Here is a 15,211-nt window from a genome sequence, read left to right on the forward strand (position 1 = left end):
AAAAAGTGACGGCTCTTCCGGCGCAAGTCGGGGGGGCCGTTTCATTATGCACCTCGGAAAATCGACATTCCTGAAACTATCCGATGCAGGCCAACGTGGCTTTGACATCGAACACATTCCGCCAACCCCAAGGATCACCCGATGGCCCCTACAAAGGCACACTGCATGATGACCTCCGCGTTTCAGCGGACGCGTCACGCGCCTGCCCCGGTCTGGCCGCGGGTCATGACCGCAGAACCAGAACGCCACCCCGCGCGTCAGCGCCACCCCTATCGCCAGCGCGGGCAGGTACGCGCGGAAAGCCTCGCACTGTGGGGCACGCAAGACTCTGCGATCCCACGCGTCACCATTGCGCCGCCGCAAGCTTCGCCATTCCGGCACAAGCGGGTCATGGCGGGCGGTGTGGCTGCGGCCTTGGTCGGCACCTTCGTGATTGCGTTTCCGGTGACCGGAACGGTCGCGCCCGACACCCCCGCTGCGGTGATCCCATTTCCATCACTGACACCGGCACCTGCCGTTCTCACCATCGCGCCAGGGCTTGATTATTATTCTGACACGATCGCAGACCCAGCGATCCGGATCGCGGCACAGCCATCGCTCCATGCTCCGACCCGTCCGGCAATGCCCACACCCGGCGCTGCGGCGGATGCGTTCATCTGCGCCGATTGCACCAGCCCCGCGCCGCGCCTTGACGGCATCACGATCAGCCTGCAGGGCGGCGGCGCCGCGCTGGGCAATATCACCAGCGCGCTTGGTTCGATGGGCGCATCTGCCGTTTTGACCCGGCAAGGTGCGATCGATGTCGCGACCGCGCAGATACGGTTTTATCGGCCGCAGGATATCGGCACGGCGCAGGCGCTTGCCCGCCGTTTCGGCGCAACGCTTGTCGATGTGACATGGCTTTCTGATGCCGCGCCCGCGCGGATCGACCTGCTGCTCCCCCACGACACGAAAATCGAATGATCCATTCGATACATCCAACAAAAGGAAATTAACCATGACATCCCTTTCCATGACGACATTGATCACCGCTCTGGCGCTGTCCGTCAGCCCCGTCATCGCACAGGAGGCAGCGACGACCGCCACCGAAGAAACCGCAGAATCGCCCTGGTTGAAGGTCTATTTCGACTCTGGCAGCGCCACGATCACGGCTGATCAGGCCGCCACGCTGGACCGTGCCGTGCGTACCTTCCGCGAAGGCGACCCGTTCGTGATGGTCGTCGCGGGTGGTGCCGACAAGGTCGGTGATCCGGCCGTGAACCTGTCGATCTCGTTGCAGCGCGCGACCGCCGTGGCAACGGCCCTGACCGAACGCGGCATCCCGATTGAGCGGTTGCAGGTGCTGGGGCGTGGCAACAGCGAATTGCAGGTGCAGACCCCTGACGGCGTCGCGGAAGAAGAAAACCGCATCGTCGAAATCAGCTGGCGCTGATGCGGCGCGTAGCGATCATCGCGGGCGTGTTGGCGATCCTGCATCCGGCCTCTGGCTGGGCGCAGGACACCGGCGCGCAGGCCTTTGCGCGCAACGATCTGGCGGCGGCGCGTGCGCTGTGGCGGGACGAAGCTGCCGCCGGATCAGCCGAGGCGATGCTGGGCCTTGGCCTGTTGGCCGATCGTGGCACTGGCGGTGCGCGCGACCCTGAGGCGGCGTTCGACTGGTATGCGCAGGCCGCCGCACTGGGCCTTGCCGAGGCGCAGTTCAACCTTGCGATCATCCATGATGCGGGCACCGACAGGCCGCGCGATGTGGATGCCGCGATCCTGTGGTACACCCGTGCGGCACTGCGCGACCATGCCCGCGCGCAGTTCAATCTGGGCCTGCTGTATGAGGCGGGCGACGGCATCGCCGCCAATCCCGCGCTGGCGCAATACTGGTTCGACAAGGCCGCCATGGCGATCCCTGCCGCCGCGGCCAAGGCCCTGCCCCCGCAGCCCGCTATCGGCGTGACTGCGCCGGACCTGCTGTTCGCCCAAGGGGGCGAGGTGGTCTGGACCATCGCCGAGGCATCGTCACCGACGTTTCTGGTCGAAGCCCTGCGCCTGCCCCGGGGCACGGATAACTATGCCGCGCCGGAAATCGCCGTCGTGACGGCGGGTTCGGGGCTGCTGCTGGATGCGGGCGATGACGCGGATGTCCTGTGGCGCGTCAGCAGCCTTGCGCCGAACGGCACGAATTATGCGCCCTCTGCTTGGGCCGGTGCGGATGGCATCGTCCCGCCAGCAGGGCGCGTCACGTTGATCGCCAACCCGTCATCGCCCGCGATGCGCAGCGCGGCAGAGGTGTTCGCCACCGATCTGCGCCACGCAGGCTATTGGGTGCGGCTGGATGCGCGCGCCCCGCAAGAGGGTGAAGCCTATATCAGCTATGGCTTTGCCGCCGACCAGCCCATCGCCGCAAAGCTTGCGGCCTATCTGCCGACGCTGACAGGCATCACGCCGGTCAAGCAAAGCCTGAACAGCACCGCGCCCGGCGAAGTCATCGTCAATCTGGCGGCGTTCCGGTAACGACGGCGACCAGGGCCACGAAATCGCCCATCTTGACCAGCCCCGGTACATGCCGGGCGGTCAGGATGCCGGTGCAGGCGGCGTGGCAGGTCACAGGTGGCACGCCCGTCCGGTCGGCAGGCCAGATACGCGCGATCGGTTGACCCTGTTCCACGGGATCACCCAGATCGACCAGATAGTCGATCAGCCCTGCATGGTACGAAAAGACGAAGCAGTTGTCGTCGGGCATGTCGAGCTGCACCGTTGGGTCCACCTGCAAGTCACCCGCCATGATACCTGCATGGATCAGCAGGTTGCGGATGCCCTTGCGCGCGATGGCGACGCTGCGCGCGGTGGCCGTGCCCGCCCCGCCGAGTTCGGTGGTCACGAAGGTCTTGCCCTGACGTTCGACTTCGGTGTCGAACATGCCGACCGCGTCGATTTCCAGCATCCGCACCGAATAGGGCGCGTTGAAAGCCTGCATCGCTTCCATGCAGGCGGCCTCTTGCGCTTTGTCGGGCAGGATATGGGCGGCGGCGAAAGGCAGGAAATCCAGCGTGCGGCCACCGGAATGGAAATCCAGCACGATATCGGCGAGGGGCACCAGTTCGGTCGCGATATAATGGCAGATTTTCTGCGTCACGCTGCCATCCGGATACCCCGGAAAGGCACGATTCATATTGGCCCCGTCGATGGGCGAACAGCGGGTGCCTGCGGCGAAGGCGGGCAGGTTCATCATCGGCAGGATGATGACACGGCCCGTGATCTGATCTGCCTGCAAGGTCGCGGCCAGTTCCTGCAAGGCGATGGGTCCTTCGTATTCGTCGCCATGGTTGGCACCCGTCAACAGCGCGGTCGGCCCCTCCCCATTGGCGATGACGGTGATCGGGGTCATCACAGACCCCCATGCGCTGTCATCACGGCTATAGGGCAGTTTCAGGAAACCGTGATGCACGCCTTGCGCATCAAGCGGGATGGTCGGGGTGATCATGCCTTGACCACCAGCGCGCGTGGCGTTTTGCAGAAACATTCATAGCCCGTCTCGGTGATCAGGATCGGCTCGGTAATCTCCAACCCGCCGTCATCCAGCCAGAGTGCGGGCATGAAATGGAACGTCATCCCCGGTTCCAGAATGGTCGTGTCGCCCTTGCGGAACGATATCGTGCGTTCGCCCCAGTCAGGCGGATAGCTGATCCCGATGGCATAGCCGCAGCGGCTGTCCTTGACGTAACCCGCCTTGTTCAGCGCGGCGTTGAAGGCATTGGCAATGTCCTGCGCCTGATTGCCGGGCTTGGCCTGTTCCAGCCCCGCCTCGACCGCGTCGAGCACGGCGGCCTCGGCGTCGCGGTATTTGTCGGGCACCTTGCCCAGAAACAACGTCCGCGACTGCGGGCATTGATAGCGCCTATGCGCGCCTGCGATCTCGAAAAATGTGGCCTCGCCGGTTTTCATCGGGCGGTCGTCCCAAGTCAGATGCGGGGCGGTGGCATCCATGCCCGACGGGGCCATCGGCACAATCGCGGGGTAATCGCCCCAATGGCCATCGGCCCCCCTGATCCCGGTGGCATAGATATCAGCGATCAGGTCATTCTTGCGCAGGCCCGGTTCGGCCAGTTCGACGATGCGCGCATGCATGGTTTCCACGATCCGCGCGGCGCGGCGCATGTAATCAATCTCGCGGTCGGATTTGACGGCGCGTTGCCAGTTCACAAGGCCGGTGCAATCGCTGATCCGCGCCTGCGGCAGCCCCGCCAGCAGGGCGGCATGGGCGGCGGCGGAATAGTAGTAATTGTCCATCTCGACCCCGATCCGCGCGCTGGCAAGCCCCAGTTCGGCCAGCAGTTTCGCCAGTTCCTGCATCGGATGCTTTTCGGGGTTCTGCACGAAGGTATCGTCATAGCCCCTGATCTGGTCGTCGCTGTCCATGAACACCGTGCGCCGCGCGCCCAGCGTGTCCATTGCCCGCCCCCACCAGACCGGATCGCCGTCTTGGGTCAGGATCACGCCTTGAAAGACGTAGAACGACCAGCCGTCATAGCCCGTCAGCCAGGACATATTCGACGGATCGGTGACAAAGATCGCGTCCAGCCCGCGCGCCTGCATCGCGGCGCGGGTTTTGCTGATCCGGCGCAGGTATTCGCTGGTCGGGAAATTCGCCTCGAAAGTGGTCATCATCTGGCCTTTGCTTGGGGTGATCCTGCCAAGGCTGGGACGTTTCGCGCCCCCGCTCTATACCCCAACACCGGCAAACCATGTCGCTTTCCGACAAAGAGCGTCCCCCATGGGCTGGAGACTGTAGCCCATCCAGCCTAGACTGCCCCAAACCCGAGGGAGAATGCGATGACCGACCAGTTTGCCAATGATCAGCTGACCCAATGGGATCACGACCACTTCTTTCACCCGTCCACCCATCTGGGCCAGTTCGCGCGGCGTGACATCGGCAACCGGATCATCCAGTCCGCCAAAGGCGTGCATATCACCGATCGCGAAGGGCGGCGGTCGCTGGATGCATTCGCGGGGCTTTACTGCGTCAACGTCGGCTACGGCCATCCCGAAATCGCCGAGGCCATCGCCAAGCAGGCGCATGAACTGGCCTATTACCACGCCTATGTCGGCCATGGCACCGAGGCGTCGATCACCCTGTCGCGGATGATCGCGGACCGCGCGCCCGAGGGGATGAACCACGTCTATTATGGCCTCAGCGGGTCGGATGCGAATGAAACCAATGTCAAACTGGTCTGGTATTACAACAATGTGCTGGGGCGGCCGGAAAAGAAAAAGATCATTTCGCGCTGGCGCGGCTATCACGGGTCGGGGCTTGTCACGGGGTCGCTGACGGGGCTGGAGCTGTTCCACAAGAAGTTCGACCTGCCGCTTGCGCAGGTGCTGCATACCGAAGCGCCCTATTTCTACCGCCGCGCGGATCGTGACATGGACGAGGCCGCGTTCAGCGCCCATTGCGCAGAAAAGCTCGAAGAGATGATCCTGCGCGAAGGCCCCGACACCATCGCCGCCTTTATCGGCGAGCCGATGCTGGGCACCGGCGGGATCGTCCCCCCCCCTGCGGGCTATTGGGACGCGATCCAGACGGTTTTGCGCAAATATGACATCCTGCTGATCGTGGACGAGGTGGTGACAGGCTTTGGCCGTCTGGGCACGATGATGGGGTCGGATCATTACGGGCTGAAACCGGACCTCATCACCATCGCCAAAGGCCTGACATCGGCCTATGCGCCTTTGTCGGGGTCTATCGTGTCGGACAAGATGTGGGAAGTGCTGGAGCGCGGCACCGATGAATTCGGCCCCTTCGGCCATGGCTGGACCTATTCGGCGCATCCGATCTGCGCGGCGGCGGGGGTGGCGAACCTCAAACTGCTGGACGACCAGAACCTTGTCGCCAATGCGGGCAGCGTCGGGGCCTATCTGAACAAGACGATGGCCGCCGCGATGGGCGACCATAAACACGTCGGCGATGTGCGCGGTGAAGGCATGTGGTGCGCTGTCGAACTGGTCAAGGACCGCGATGACCGCGTGTTTTTCGACCCCGCCGACAAGACAGCGCCCCGTGTCGTCGCCGCCATGCTGGATCGTGGCGTGATCGCGCGGGCCATGCCGCAAGGTGACATCATCGGCTTTGCCCCGCCGTTCCCGTTGACGCGCGCACAGGCGGACGAGATCGTGACCGTGACAAAAGACGCCGTGGCGCAGGTCCTGGGATAGATTGACAGCCATGGTGCGGATCGGATTAGGATCAGCACAGCCATGCAGGCAAAGCCCTGCCAGAAAAGGACCACAGCCGTGAACAAGCCCATGCACACCTCGCCCGTCGCGGCCCAGACCAATGCCGACCTGATCGCGCGCCGCGAAGCCGCCGTTGCCCGCGGCGTCGCCTCTGCCGCACCGATCTATGCCAGCCACGCCGAAAACGCCGAATTGTGGGACGTCGAAGGCCGCCGCTACATCGACTTTGCGGGCGGTATCGCGGTGCTGAACACGGGCCACCGGCATCCTGCGGTGATCGCCGCCGCCAAGGCGCAGGAAGACCATTACACCCACACCAGCTTTCAGGTGGTACCTTACGAACCTTATGTCGCGCTGGCCGAAAAGCTGAACGCGCTAGCCCCAGGCGATCATGCGAAGAAATCGCTGCTGGTGACGACAGGTGCCGAGGCGGTGGAAAACGCGGTCAAGATCGCGCGCGCCGCAACGGGCCGTCCCGGTGTGATCGCCTTTACGGGCGGCTATCACGGGCGCACGTTGCTGACCTTGGGCATGACCGGCAAGATCAGCCCCTATAAAAAGGATGTGGGCCCCTTTCCGTCGGACATCTTCCGCGCACCATTCCCGTCCGTGCGTGACGGGATCACCGTGCAGGATGCGCTGACCGGCTTGCAGAACCTGTTCTTGACCGATGCGCAGCCCGACCGGATCGCGGCGATGATCATCGAACCCGTTTTGGGCGAAGGCGGCTATACCCCCGTCCCGTTCGAGATGATGCGCGCCCTGCGCGACATCTGCGACCAGCACGGTATCCTGTTGATTGCCGACGAAATTCAGGCCGGGTTCGGCCGCACCGGCACTTGGTTCGCCATCGAACATTCGGGCGTCGTGCCTGACCTGATCACGGTCGCGAAATCCATGGCGGGCGGCTATCCCATCGCCGGTGTCATCGGACGGGCCGAGGTGATGGACGCCGTGATCCCCGGCGGTCTGGGCGGCACCTATGGCGGCAACCCCGTGGCCTGCGCCGCGGCCTTGGCCGCGATCAAGGCAATCGAGGATGAAGGCCTGCTTGCCCGTTCAACCGCGCTTGGCGATCATTTCCGCGCGCGGTTCGCGGATATCGGCGCGCGTGTCGCTCCCGACCGCATCTGCGACGTGCGTGGCTTGGGCGCGATGCTCGCGGTGGAATTCGTGACCGATCTGGCCAGCAATGCGCCCGATGCAGCGCTGACCAAATCCGTTGTGGCCCATGCGCTGAAACGCGGGCTGATCCTGCTGTCCTGCGGGATGCACGGCAATGCCTTGCGGATCATGGTGCCGCTGACGGCATCCGACGCGATCATCGACGAAGGGCTTGCGATCTTCGAGGATGCGCTGGCCGCCGCCATCGCCGGAGACTAGGTCCGGCGATCACGCGCGTGGCGGTACTCAGCCCGCCACGCAATCCGCGTAATAGCGTTTCACGCCATCTGCGCCGGTTTCGACCACCAGCCCGTGAATGTCATTCTCGAACCCCGGGCAGAGCCGTTCAAACTCGCGGTTGAACTTGAGATATTCCACGATCTTGGTGTTGAACACCTCGCCCGGGATCAAAAGCGGGATGCCCGGCGGATAAGGTGTGACCAGCGACGTCGTGATCCGCCCTTCGAGATCATCAATCGCCACACGCTCCGTCGTGCGCCGCGCGATATGCGCGTAGGCGTCGTTCGGAGCCATCGCGGGTTGCAGATCGCTCAGATACATTTCCGTCGACAGGATCGCGATATCGTATTTCGCATAAAGCTGGTGGACGTGCTGGCACAGGTCGCGCAGGCCCATCTGTTCGTAATCCGGATGCTTGGCGATGAATTCCGGCATCACCCGCCACAAAGGCTGGTTGCGGCCGTAATCGTCCTTGAACTGCTGGAGTGCCGCCAGCAGCGAATTCCACCGCCCTTTGGTGATCCCGATGGTGAACATGATGAAGAAACTGTAAAGGCCGGTCTTTTCCACGACGACGCCGTTTTCGACCAGATATTTGGTCACGATAGAGGCGGGAATCCCCATCTCCTCGAATCGGCCGTCAAGGTTCAGGCCGGGTGTAACGATGGTGGTCTTGATCGGGTCCAGCATGTTGAACCCGCGCGCCATATCGCCGAACCCGTGCCACGAATCCGCCCCGTCCGAGGCTTGCACGCCATCCGCATCGGTTTTCTTGAGAACCCAATCCTTGGGGTCGCCGATGCCTTCCTCGACCAGCGCGTCGGGGCCCCAGACCTGAAACCACCATTCGTCGTCCCCGAATTCGGCATCGACCTTGCGCATGGCACGGCGGAAATCCAGCGCTTCCATGATGCTTTCCTCGACCAGCGCGACACCGCCCGGCGGTTCCATCATCGCCGCCGCAACATCACAGCTGGCGATGATGCTGTATTGCGGGCTGGTGCTGGTGTGCATGAGATAGGCTTCGTTGAAGAGGTGCCGGTCCAGCTTGGTGTCCTGACTGTCCTGCACCAGCACATGGCTCGCCTGCGAAATCCCTGCCAGCAGCTTGTGGATGGATTGCGTGGCATAGGTCACCGCATGGCGCGGGCGTTCGCGCTTGCGGCCCATCGAATGGAAATCGCTGTAAAAGGTGTGGAACGCCGCATGGGGCAGCCACGCCTCGTCGAAATGGAAGTTTTCGACATAGCCGTCCAGCAGGCCCTTGATGGTTTCGGTGTTGTACAGCACCCCGTCATAGGTCGATTGCGTCAGCGTCATGATCCGCGGCTTCACCGTATCGGCGTCGATATGGGACAACAGCGGGTTGGCGCGGATCTTTTCCCTGATCGTGTCGATCTCGAACTCGCTTTGCGGGATCGGGCCGATGATACCGTAATGGTTGCGCGTCGGTTTCAGGAAAACCGGGATCGCCCCCGTCATCATGATGCTGTGCAGGATCGACTTGTGGCAGTTGCGGTCCACGACCACGACATCGCCCGGTGCGACGGTGTGGTGCCAGACCATCTTGTTGCTGGTCGATGTGCCGTTGGTCACGAAGAAACAATGGTCAGCATTGAAAATCCGCGCCGCATTGCGTTCGGACGCGCCGATCGCGCCGTTATGGTCCAGAAGCTGGCCCAATTCCTCGACCGAATTGCACACATCGGCGCGCAGCATGTTTTCACCGTAAAACTGGTGATACATCTGGCCAATCGGGCTTTTGAGGAAGGCCACACCCCCCGAATGGCCGGGACAATGCCAAGAATAGGACCCGTCCTCGGCATAATCCAGAAGCGCCTTGAAGAAAGGCGGCTGGATGCCTTCGAGATATTTCTTCGCCTCATGCACGATATGGCGCGCGACGAATTCAGGCGTATCCTCGAACATATGGATGAACCCATGCAATTCGCGCAGGATGTCGTTGGGCAAATGGCGGCTCGTCTTGGTCTCGCCATGCAGATAGATCGGCACGTCCTCGTTCTTGCGGCGGACTTCCTGAATGAAATGACGCAGGTTCAGCACGGCAGGGTCGAGGTCGGGACCGGGGCTGAATTCCTCATCATCAATCGACAGCACGAAAGCGCTGGCGCGGGACTGCTGCTGTGCAAACTGGGACAGATCGCCATAACTGGTGACGCCGACGACTTCGAAACCTTCGTTCTCGATCGCGTCGGCCATGGCGCGGATGCCAAGACCGGATGAATTCTCCGACCGGAAATCCTCATCGATGATGAAGATGGGGAATCGAAATTTCATTGTAGTCTCCTGTGCAACGCGGGCCGGTTGCGGCCTACATGACAGAGCTATCCCAGCGCGTCAAAGCAAGCTTGCGCGACATCCCGCCATCTTCCGAGCCCAAATATCCCCGCGCGGAGCGCCCGTCCCGGGGCACCGGGACGGACCGGGCCTATCCGTCATGGGCCGCCGCCAGATCCTTGAGAATGGGGCAATCCGGGCGGCTGTCGCCGTGGCACGCATCGACCAGATCTGCGAGCGTGTCGCGCATCGCGCGCAGCCCCGCGATCTTGGCGTCGATCTGTGTCAGATGGTCCTGCGCCAGCGCCTTGACCTGCGCCGAGGCGCGGCTGTCGTCTTCGTAAAGCGCCAGAAGAATCCGGCAATCGTCGATGGAAAATCCCAAGGACCGCGCGCGCGCCACAAACATCAGCTTGTGCAATTGCGTCTGCCGGAACACCCGATAGCCGTTGTCGTGCCGTTCGGGCTGGATCAGGCCGATGTCTTCGTAATAGCGGATCGTCTTGGCGGGCAGACCGGATTTGGCGGCGACTTCACCGATGTTCATGGCGCTCCTCCTATTCTGCGGGTTGCGGCGCGGTGCCGAAATTGACAGGCGGTTCTGGCGGTTTCTCGTCCATGACAGGGCGCAGTCGCCGCAGGCGCAAGGCGTTCGACACTACGGACACCGACGACAGCGCCATCGCGGCGGCGGCAAAGACAGGCGACAACAACAGGCCGAACACCGGGTAAAGCACGCCCGCCGCCACCGGCACCAATGCGACGTTATATCCGAACGCCCAGCCGAGATTTTGGCGGATATTGCGCATCGTCGCCTGTGACACGGCGACGGCGTTGACCACGCCGCGCAGATCACCCGACATCAGCACCACATCCGCCGTCTCAATGGCGACATCGGTGCCGGTGCCGATGGCGATCCCGACATCTGCATGGGCCAGCGCGGGGGCGTCATTGATCCCGTCACCGACAAAGGCAACCCTGCCCTGCGCACGCAGCTGGTCGAGTGCGGCGACCTTGCCATCCGGGAGAACACCAGCGACGACATGGTCGATCCCGATCTCGCGGGCAATCGCCTCGGCGGTCGCGGCCTTGTCGCCGGTGATCATGGCGATTTTCACACCCATGGCTTTCAACGCGGCAATCGCCGCCGCCGTTCCGGGCTTGACCGGATCAGCCACTGCGATGACCGCAGCCGCCTGCCCGTCGATGGCGACAAAGAGCGCGGTGCGTCCGCGTTCCGCGAGCGCCGCCTCGGCCGTGGCAAGCGCGCCTGTGGCGATGCCTTCGCGCGCCAGCAACCGGTCCGCCCCGATCAGCACGCGGCTGCCGTCGACCGTGGCGGTAACACCGTAACCGGTGATGGCGCGGAAATCGCTGACCGCCGCCTCGCCCAGCCCCTCGGCACGGGCGGCGGCGACGATGGCCGCCCCGATGGGATGTTCGGATTTCGCCTCGACAGCTGCGGCAAGGCGCAGGACGCGGGCACGGTCAAACCCGTCTGCCAGCACCAGATCGGTCAGATACGGCTTGCCCGCGGTCAGTGTCCCCGTCTTGTCAAAGGCGATCACAGGCAAATCGGCCAGTTGCTGCAAGGCTGCCCCCTTGCGGAACAACACGCCCATTTCGGCGGCCCGCCCGCTGCCCACCATGATCGAGGTCGGCACGGCCAGCCCCATTGCGCAAGGACAAGCGATGATAAGGACCGACACGCCGGCCACCAGCGCCAGTGTCGGATCAGGTCCAAGGACCAGCCAGACCCCCACCGTCAGCACCGCCAGCAACAATATCGCGGGCACGAACCACAAGGTCACGCGGTCCACGACATCCTGGATGGGCAGTTTCGCACCCTGCGCCTCTGTCACCATGCGGATGATCTGCGCCAAGGTCGTATCCTGGCCCACCCGGGTTGCCGCAAAGGTCAGCCCGCCCTGCCCGTTAACCGTGCCACCGGTCAGCGTGTCACCTATGATCTTGACCACAGGCAGCGGTTCACCCGTCATCATGCTTTCGTCGACCGGGCTGGTCCCTTCGGTCACGGTGCCGTCCACCGGCACCCGTTCGCCGGGGCGCAGGGTAATGACATCGCCCACCGCCAGCGCATCCACATCAACCGCCACCAGCTTGCCGTCGCGCAGCACACGGGCTTGCCTGACCTGCAAGCCAAGCAGCGCCTGTATCGCCGCGCCCGTCCGCCCCTTGGCCCGCGCCTCGAGCAAGCGGCCCAGCAGGATCAGCACGACGATCACCGCCGCCGCCTCGAAATAGACGGCGCGTATATCGGCGCGAATGAGCGTGGGCAAAAAGGTTGCGACGACCGAATAGGTCCATGCCGCCCCCGTGCCCAACGCCACAAGGCTGTTCATGTCCGGCGCGCCCTTGAACAGCGCAGGCAAGCCTTTGGCGAAAAACAACCGGCCCGGCCCGAACAGCACCAGCGTCGTCAGCACGAACTGGATGATCCAGGACGTCTGCATTCCGATCGTGGTGGCAATGACATGGTGGAACGCCGGCACCAGATGCGCGCCCATTTCCAGAATGAAAACTGGCAGCGCGAGGGCCGCCGCAAACAGCGTACTGCGCGCCAGAACATGGGCTTCGTCGGCCTTGCGGGCGGCGTTCAGGCTGGTCTGGTCAGGTTCGGCAGACACCGCAGGATAGCCCGCTTCGGTGCTGACGGCGGCCAGTTGCGCCGCTGTGATGCGACGATCAGCCAGCGTGATCGTCGCCGTTTCCGTTGCAAGGTTGACAGCGACCGATTGCACCCCCGGCACGGCCGCAAGCGCCCGGTCCACGCGGCCCACGCAGGACGCGCAGGACATGCCTTCGATTGCGAGCCGGATTGTCGTAGGCTGTGCCATGAGACGAGACCTTTCCTTGTCTGCCCATCACATAGGCCTTCCAGTCGCTGGAAGCTCAAGCCCCTTGTGTCGAAAAATCCGGATCGGTCCCGTCAGCATACGCACATCGTGTACGCGCCGCATGGCACATAGTCCGGCTTTCCGGGTCTGCGGGTGCAGGTTACACGGCGTCTGCGCACCGGTTTATTGGTTTGTCGCGCGGGCAGCTGCGACCAGCTGTTGCATCTGATCGGCGCGGATCATGCCAGGCGCAAGATTTTCACCGATCACGAATGACGGCGTCCCGGTAAAGCCTAGCGCACGGCCAAGCCCGCTCGACAATTGCAGATGCTCCGCGATCTCGGGGGCATCCATATCGCGCCGCAACTGATCGACATCAAGCCCGACACGTGCCGCGACACGGATAACGCTTTGTTCCTCGGCACGGCCGTCCATCGTCATCAGGGCGTTGTGAAATTCCTCGTATTTCCCCTGCGCGCGCGAAGCGAGCGCTGCGCGGGCAGCAAAAACAGAGCCTTCCCCCAGCACCGGCCATTCCCGCATGACGACGCGCACATTGCCATCGGCGCTGAGCAAACCGTCGAGCTCGAGCTTGGCATTCCGGCAAAACGGGCAGTTGTAATCAAAAAACTCGACCACTGTCACATCACCATCAGGGTTGCCGATGACGGGCGCATTGGGGTCGTTTTCAAGAATCTCACGCTGCTCCGCGAGCACCGCTTTTGCAGCGGCCGCCTGCGCCTCTTGCTGCTCAAGCTCCAGTATCTGCAAGGCTTCGACGATGATGTCGGGATTCTCGCGGATGGTTTCCAGAACAAGCGCCTTGACCTGATCTTCGGTCATGCCTTGTGCGGCGCCGACGATAGGGGCGGCGCAAAGCATTGCAACGCAGAAGAGTCGGGCGAATGTCATGCTTTTCCTTCCAAAGCAGGTCAGCGGGATTGGTTCAGATCAGCCGGACCTTTGTGCCGACCGGCGCACGCTCGTAAACCTCGGCGATCTGTTCGTTGAACAGCCCGATACAGCCATTCGATGACCGCCGACCGATCTTGCGCGTGTCCTGTGTGCCGTGAATCCGGTAGAATTGCCAGGACAGATACAGCGCATGCGACCCCATCGGGTTCATCGGGTCACCGCCCGGAATGAACGCAGGCCATTCGGGGTTGCGCTGGCGCATCGCAGGTGTCGGGGCCCAGCTTGGCGCGACGCGCTTGTCGATCACCTCAGTATAGCCGGTGCGGGTCAGATCATCGGAAAGCGGCACCGAGGTCGGGTAAATCCGCATATCCCCGTCAGGTGTCCAGTGCTGCAGGAACATCGATTTCGTATCGGCAAGGATGGCGCCCACCCCGATGGACTCAAAATGGTCGCGCCATTCATGGACCCGGAATGCAGCAATATTGCGGTCAACGGGTGCCTGCTGGGTTTGCGCACGCAACACGGATGGTGCGAAAAGGGTCACAGCAGTCGCCCCAAGCAGCACGGCGCGGCGCGACGGTGTCATGTCATTGTTGTTTTTCATTGCTGGCCTCATCTTGGACAATCGTCAGCGAAGATACCGGGTCGTATCAACCGCGCCAACCTTTATGTGCTTCGCGCCGGAAATACCACGAAATCAGCGCGCACGCGCGACGCCACACGCAGATTTGAAGATGCCAGGCAACCGAGGGTCCGCGGGCGATGAAAATCTTGCGCATGTTTACATGATCTTAAGCGGTAGTGGCAGATAAGGACCGTCGATGCGCAACGAAGGATCGTTTCACCATGCCGGCCGACACAGCCATATTTGCCCTGCCTCCCGTCCTGACGTTCGAGGCTTGCGAAGACCTTCATGCCGCTCTGACAAGGGCGCAGGGAAGCGACCTTGTGATCGATGGCCGCGATGTCAGCCGTCTTGGCGGCCTTGCGGCACAGATACTTGCCACGGCCAGCGTTGCGTGGGCTGCGAACGGGCAACATCTGACCCTCGCAAATGCATCGGACGACCTGCGCAACGCCTTGGAAATGCTTGCGCTTTGGCCGCTGCCGGAAAAACAAGGGGCACTTTGATGGTAACACGCATTCTCGCCATCGACGATTCGCGCACAATTCGCAGCCTGCTCACCCAAACCCTGCAAAACGCCGGGTTCGAGGTGTCGACCGCTGTTGACGGGGTGGATGGCATCGAAAAGTTCCGACACGAAGACGCCGATCTCGTGATCACCGACGTCAACATGCCCAACAAGGACGGGTTCGAGGTGATTGCCGACATCCGCGGCGGCACCCGCAACCGCACCGTTCCGGTCCTTGTGCTGACCACGGAAAGCGGCGCCGCCTTGAAAGAACGCGCGCGAAAGGCGGGCGCAACAGGCTGGATCGTCAAACCCTTCGATGACGAAGCTCTGGTGGCCGTTATCCGCCGCCTGACAGGGGCAGCGTGATGACCG

At 62.9% G+C, this 15,211-nt stretch carries 14 protein-coding genes; 7 read left to right on the forward strand and 7 right to left on the reverse strand.

From position 1 onward, the window contains the following. The first annotated feature begins 225 nt into the window (after positions 1 to 225). From H147_RS0114615 to H147_RS20385, 3 genes are read left to right on the forward strand one after another with little or no spacing between them, the layout of a single operon-like run. Entirely contained in the window at positions 226 to 963 is a 738-nt protein-coding gene (locus tag H147_RS0114615; RefSeq protein WP_162561687.1) for a hypothetical protein, read from the forward strand. A 34-nt stretch (positions 964 to 997) separates the two neighbouring features. Then, positions 998 to 1,432 carry an OmpA family protein gene (locus H147_RS0114620; protein WP_245541154.1) on the forward strand — a complete coding sequence of 145 codons (435 nt, stop codon included), beginning with the start codon at positions 998 to 1,000 and terminating at the stop codon, positions 1,430 to 1,432. After that, complete coding sequence (locus H147_RS20385) at positions 1,432 to 2,505, forward strand: tetratricopeptide repeat protein (protein ID WP_019956132.1); 1,074 nt, start codon at positions 1,432 to 1,434, stop codon at positions 2,503 to 2,505. The genes H147_RS0114620 and H147_RS20385 overlap by 1 nt, the downstream gene beginning before the upstream one ends. On the opposite strand, the gene doeB is transcribed toward H147_RS20385, so the two are convergent. Beyond that, positions 2,483 to 3,514, reverse strand: coding sequence for a N(2)-acetyl-L-2,4-diaminobutanoate deacetylase DoeB (gene doeB, locus H147_RS0114630; protein ID WP_019956133.1), 1,032 nt, complete (start codon positions 3,512 to 3,514; stop codon positions 2,483 to 2,485). The two genes, H147_RS20385 and doeB, sit on opposite strands and share 23 nt — an antisense overlap. After that, positions 3,472 to 4,656 (reverse strand): ectoine hydrolase DoeA, encoded by a 1,185-nt coding sequence (gene doeA / locus H147_RS0114635; protein WP_026352567.1) that lies wholly within the window; start codon positions 4,654 to 4,656, stop codon positions 3,472 to 3,474. The genes doeB and doeA overlap by 43 nt, the downstream gene beginning before the upstream one ends. A gap of 168 nt (positions 4,657 to 4,824) precedes the next feature. On the opposite strand from doeA, the gene H147_RS0114640 reads away from it, so the two are divergent. Together H147_RS0114640 and gabT are read left to right on the forward strand one after the other, a co-directional pair. Further along, positions 4,825 to 6,204, forward strand: coding sequence for an aspartate aminotransferase family protein (locus H147_RS0114640; RefSeq protein ID WP_019956135.1), 1,380 nt, complete (start codon positions 4,825 to 4,827; stop codon positions 6,202 to 6,204). Between the two features lie 90 nt (positions 6,205 to 6,294). Further along, the gene (gabT, locus tag H147_RS0114645) at positions 6,295 to 7,608 is read left to right on the forward strand and encodes a 4-aminobutyrate--2-oxoglutarate transaminase (protein WP_026352568.1); all 1,314 of its coding nucleotides are present in this window, start codon (positions 6,295 to 6,297) and stop codon (positions 7,606 to 7,608) included. Between the two features lie 27 nt (positions 7,609 to 7,635). Here gabT and H147_RS0114650 read toward each other — a convergent pair whose 3' ends face one another. The 5 genes from H147_RS0114650 to H147_RS0114670 all read right to left on the reverse strand — a co-directional run bounded on the left by H147_RS0114650 (position 7,636) and on the right by H147_RS0114670 (position 14,307). Beyond that, positions 7,636 to 9,927: an arginine/lysine/ornithine decarboxylase gene (locus H147_RS0114650; protein WP_019956137.1), complete on the reverse strand. Its 2,292-nt coding sequence runs from the start codon at positions 9,925 to 9,927 to the stop codon at positions 7,636 to 7,638. A gap of 151 nt (positions 9,928 to 10,078) precedes the next feature. Beyond that, the gene (gene cueR, locus H147_RS0114655) at positions 10,079 to 10,474 is read right to left on the reverse strand and encodes a Cu(I)-responsive transcriptional regulator (RefSeq protein ID WP_019956138.1); all 396 of its coding nucleotides are present in this window, start codon (positions 10,472 to 10,474) and stop codon (positions 10,079 to 10,081) included. Positions 10,475 to 10,484: 10 nt separating this feature from the next. Beyond that, the gene (locus tag H147_RS0114660; protein WP_019956139.1) at positions 10,485 to 12,785 is read right to left on the reverse strand and encodes a heavy metal translocating P-type ATPase; all 2,301 of its coding nucleotides are present in this window, start codon (positions 12,783 to 12,785) and stop codon (positions 10,485 to 10,487) included. A 183-nt stretch (positions 12,786 to 12,968) separates the two neighbouring features. Further along, positions 12,969 to 13,697, reverse strand: coding sequence for a DsbA family protein (locus tag H147_RS0114665; protein WP_026352569.1), 729 nt, complete (start codon positions 13,695 to 13,697; stop codon positions 12,969 to 12,971). A gap of 34 nt (positions 13,698 to 13,731) precedes the next feature. After that, the gene (locus tag H147_RS0114670) at positions 13,732 to 14,307 is read right to left on the reverse strand and encodes a L,D-transpeptidase (protein WP_019956141.1); all 576 of its coding nucleotides are present in this window, start codon (positions 14,305 to 14,307) and stop codon (positions 13,732 to 13,734) included. A gap of 242 nt (positions 14,308 to 14,549) precedes the next feature. Here H147_RS0114670 and H147_RS0114675 point away from each other — a divergent pair, with 242 nt between their 5' ends. Both H147_RS0114675 and H147_RS0114680 read left to right on the forward strand, forming a co-directional pair. Then, a complete protein-coding gene (locus H147_RS0114675; protein ID WP_019956142.1) occupies positions 14,550 to 14,834 on the forward strand; it encodes an STAS domain-containing protein in 285 nt (94 codons plus the stop codon). After that, positions 14,834 to 15,205 carry a response regulator gene (locus H147_RS0114680; RefSeq protein WP_019956143.1) on the forward strand — a complete coding sequence of 124 codons (372 nt, stop codon included), beginning with the start codon at positions 14,834 to 14,836 and terminating at the stop codon, positions 15,203 to 15,205. Before H147_RS0114675 ends, H147_RS0114680 begins: the two co-directional genes overlap by 1 nt. The last annotated feature ends 6 nt before the right edge of the window (positions 15,206 to 15,211 follow it).

The organism is Yoonia vestfoldensis DSM 16212 (genome assembly GCF_000382265.1).
Classification (GTDB): Bacteria; Pseudomonadota; Alphaproteobacteria; order Rhodobacterales; family Rhodobacteraceae; genus Yoonia; species Yoonia vestfoldensis.

Coding starts and splice junctions, on each gene's coding strand:
- H147_RS0114615 (WP_162561687.1), top strand. CDS start 226: ATGACCGCAGAACCAGAACGCCACCCCGCGCGTCAGCGCCACCCCTAT.
- H147_RS0114620 (WP_245541154.1), top strand. CDS start 998: ATGACATCCCTTTCCATGACGACATTGATCACCGCTCTGGCGCTGTCC.
- H147_RS20385 (WP_019956132.1), top strand. CDS start 1,432: ATGCGGCGCGTAGCGATCATCGCGGGCGTGTTGGCGATCCTGCATCCG.
- doeB (WP_019956133.1), bottom strand. CDS start 3,514: ATGTTTCTGCAAAACGCCACGCGCGCTGGTGGTCAAGGCATGATCACC.
- doeA (WP_026352567.1), bottom strand. CDS start 4,656: ATGACCACTTTCGAGGCGAATTTCCCGACCAGCGAATACCTGCGCCGG.
- H147_RS0114640 (WP_019956135.1), top strand. CDS start 4,825: ATGACCGACCAGTTTGCCAATGATCAGCTGACCCAATGGGATCACGAC.
- gabT (WP_026352568.1), top strand. CDS start 6,295: ATGCACACCTCGCCCGTCGCGGCCCAGACCAATGCCGACCTGATCGCG.
- H147_RS0114650 (WP_019956137.1), bottom strand. CDS start 9,927: ATGAAATTTCGATTCCCCATCTTCATCATCGATGAGGATTTCCGGTCG.
- cueR (WP_019956138.1), bottom strand. CDS start 10,474: ATGAACATCGGTGAAGTCGCCGCCAAATCCGGTCTGCCCGCCAAGACG.
- H147_RS0114660 (WP_019956139.1), bottom strand. CDS start 12,785: ATGGCACAGCCTACGACAATCCGGCTCGCAATCGAAGGCATGTCCTGC.
- H147_RS0114665 (WP_026352569.1), bottom strand. CDS start 13,697: ATGACATTCGCCCGACTCTTCTGCGTTGCAATGCTTTGCGCCGCCCCT.
- H147_RS0114670 (WP_019956141.1), bottom strand. CDS start 14,307: ATGAAAAACAACAATGACATGACACCGTCGCGCCGCGCCGTGCTGCTT.
- H147_RS0114675 (WP_019956142.1), top strand. CDS start 14,550: ATGCCGGCCGACACAGCCATATTTGCCCTGCCTCCCGTCCTGACGTTC.
- H147_RS0114680 (WP_019956143.1), top strand. CDS start 14,834: ATGGTAACACGCATTCTCGCCATCGACGATTCGCGCACAATTCGCAGC.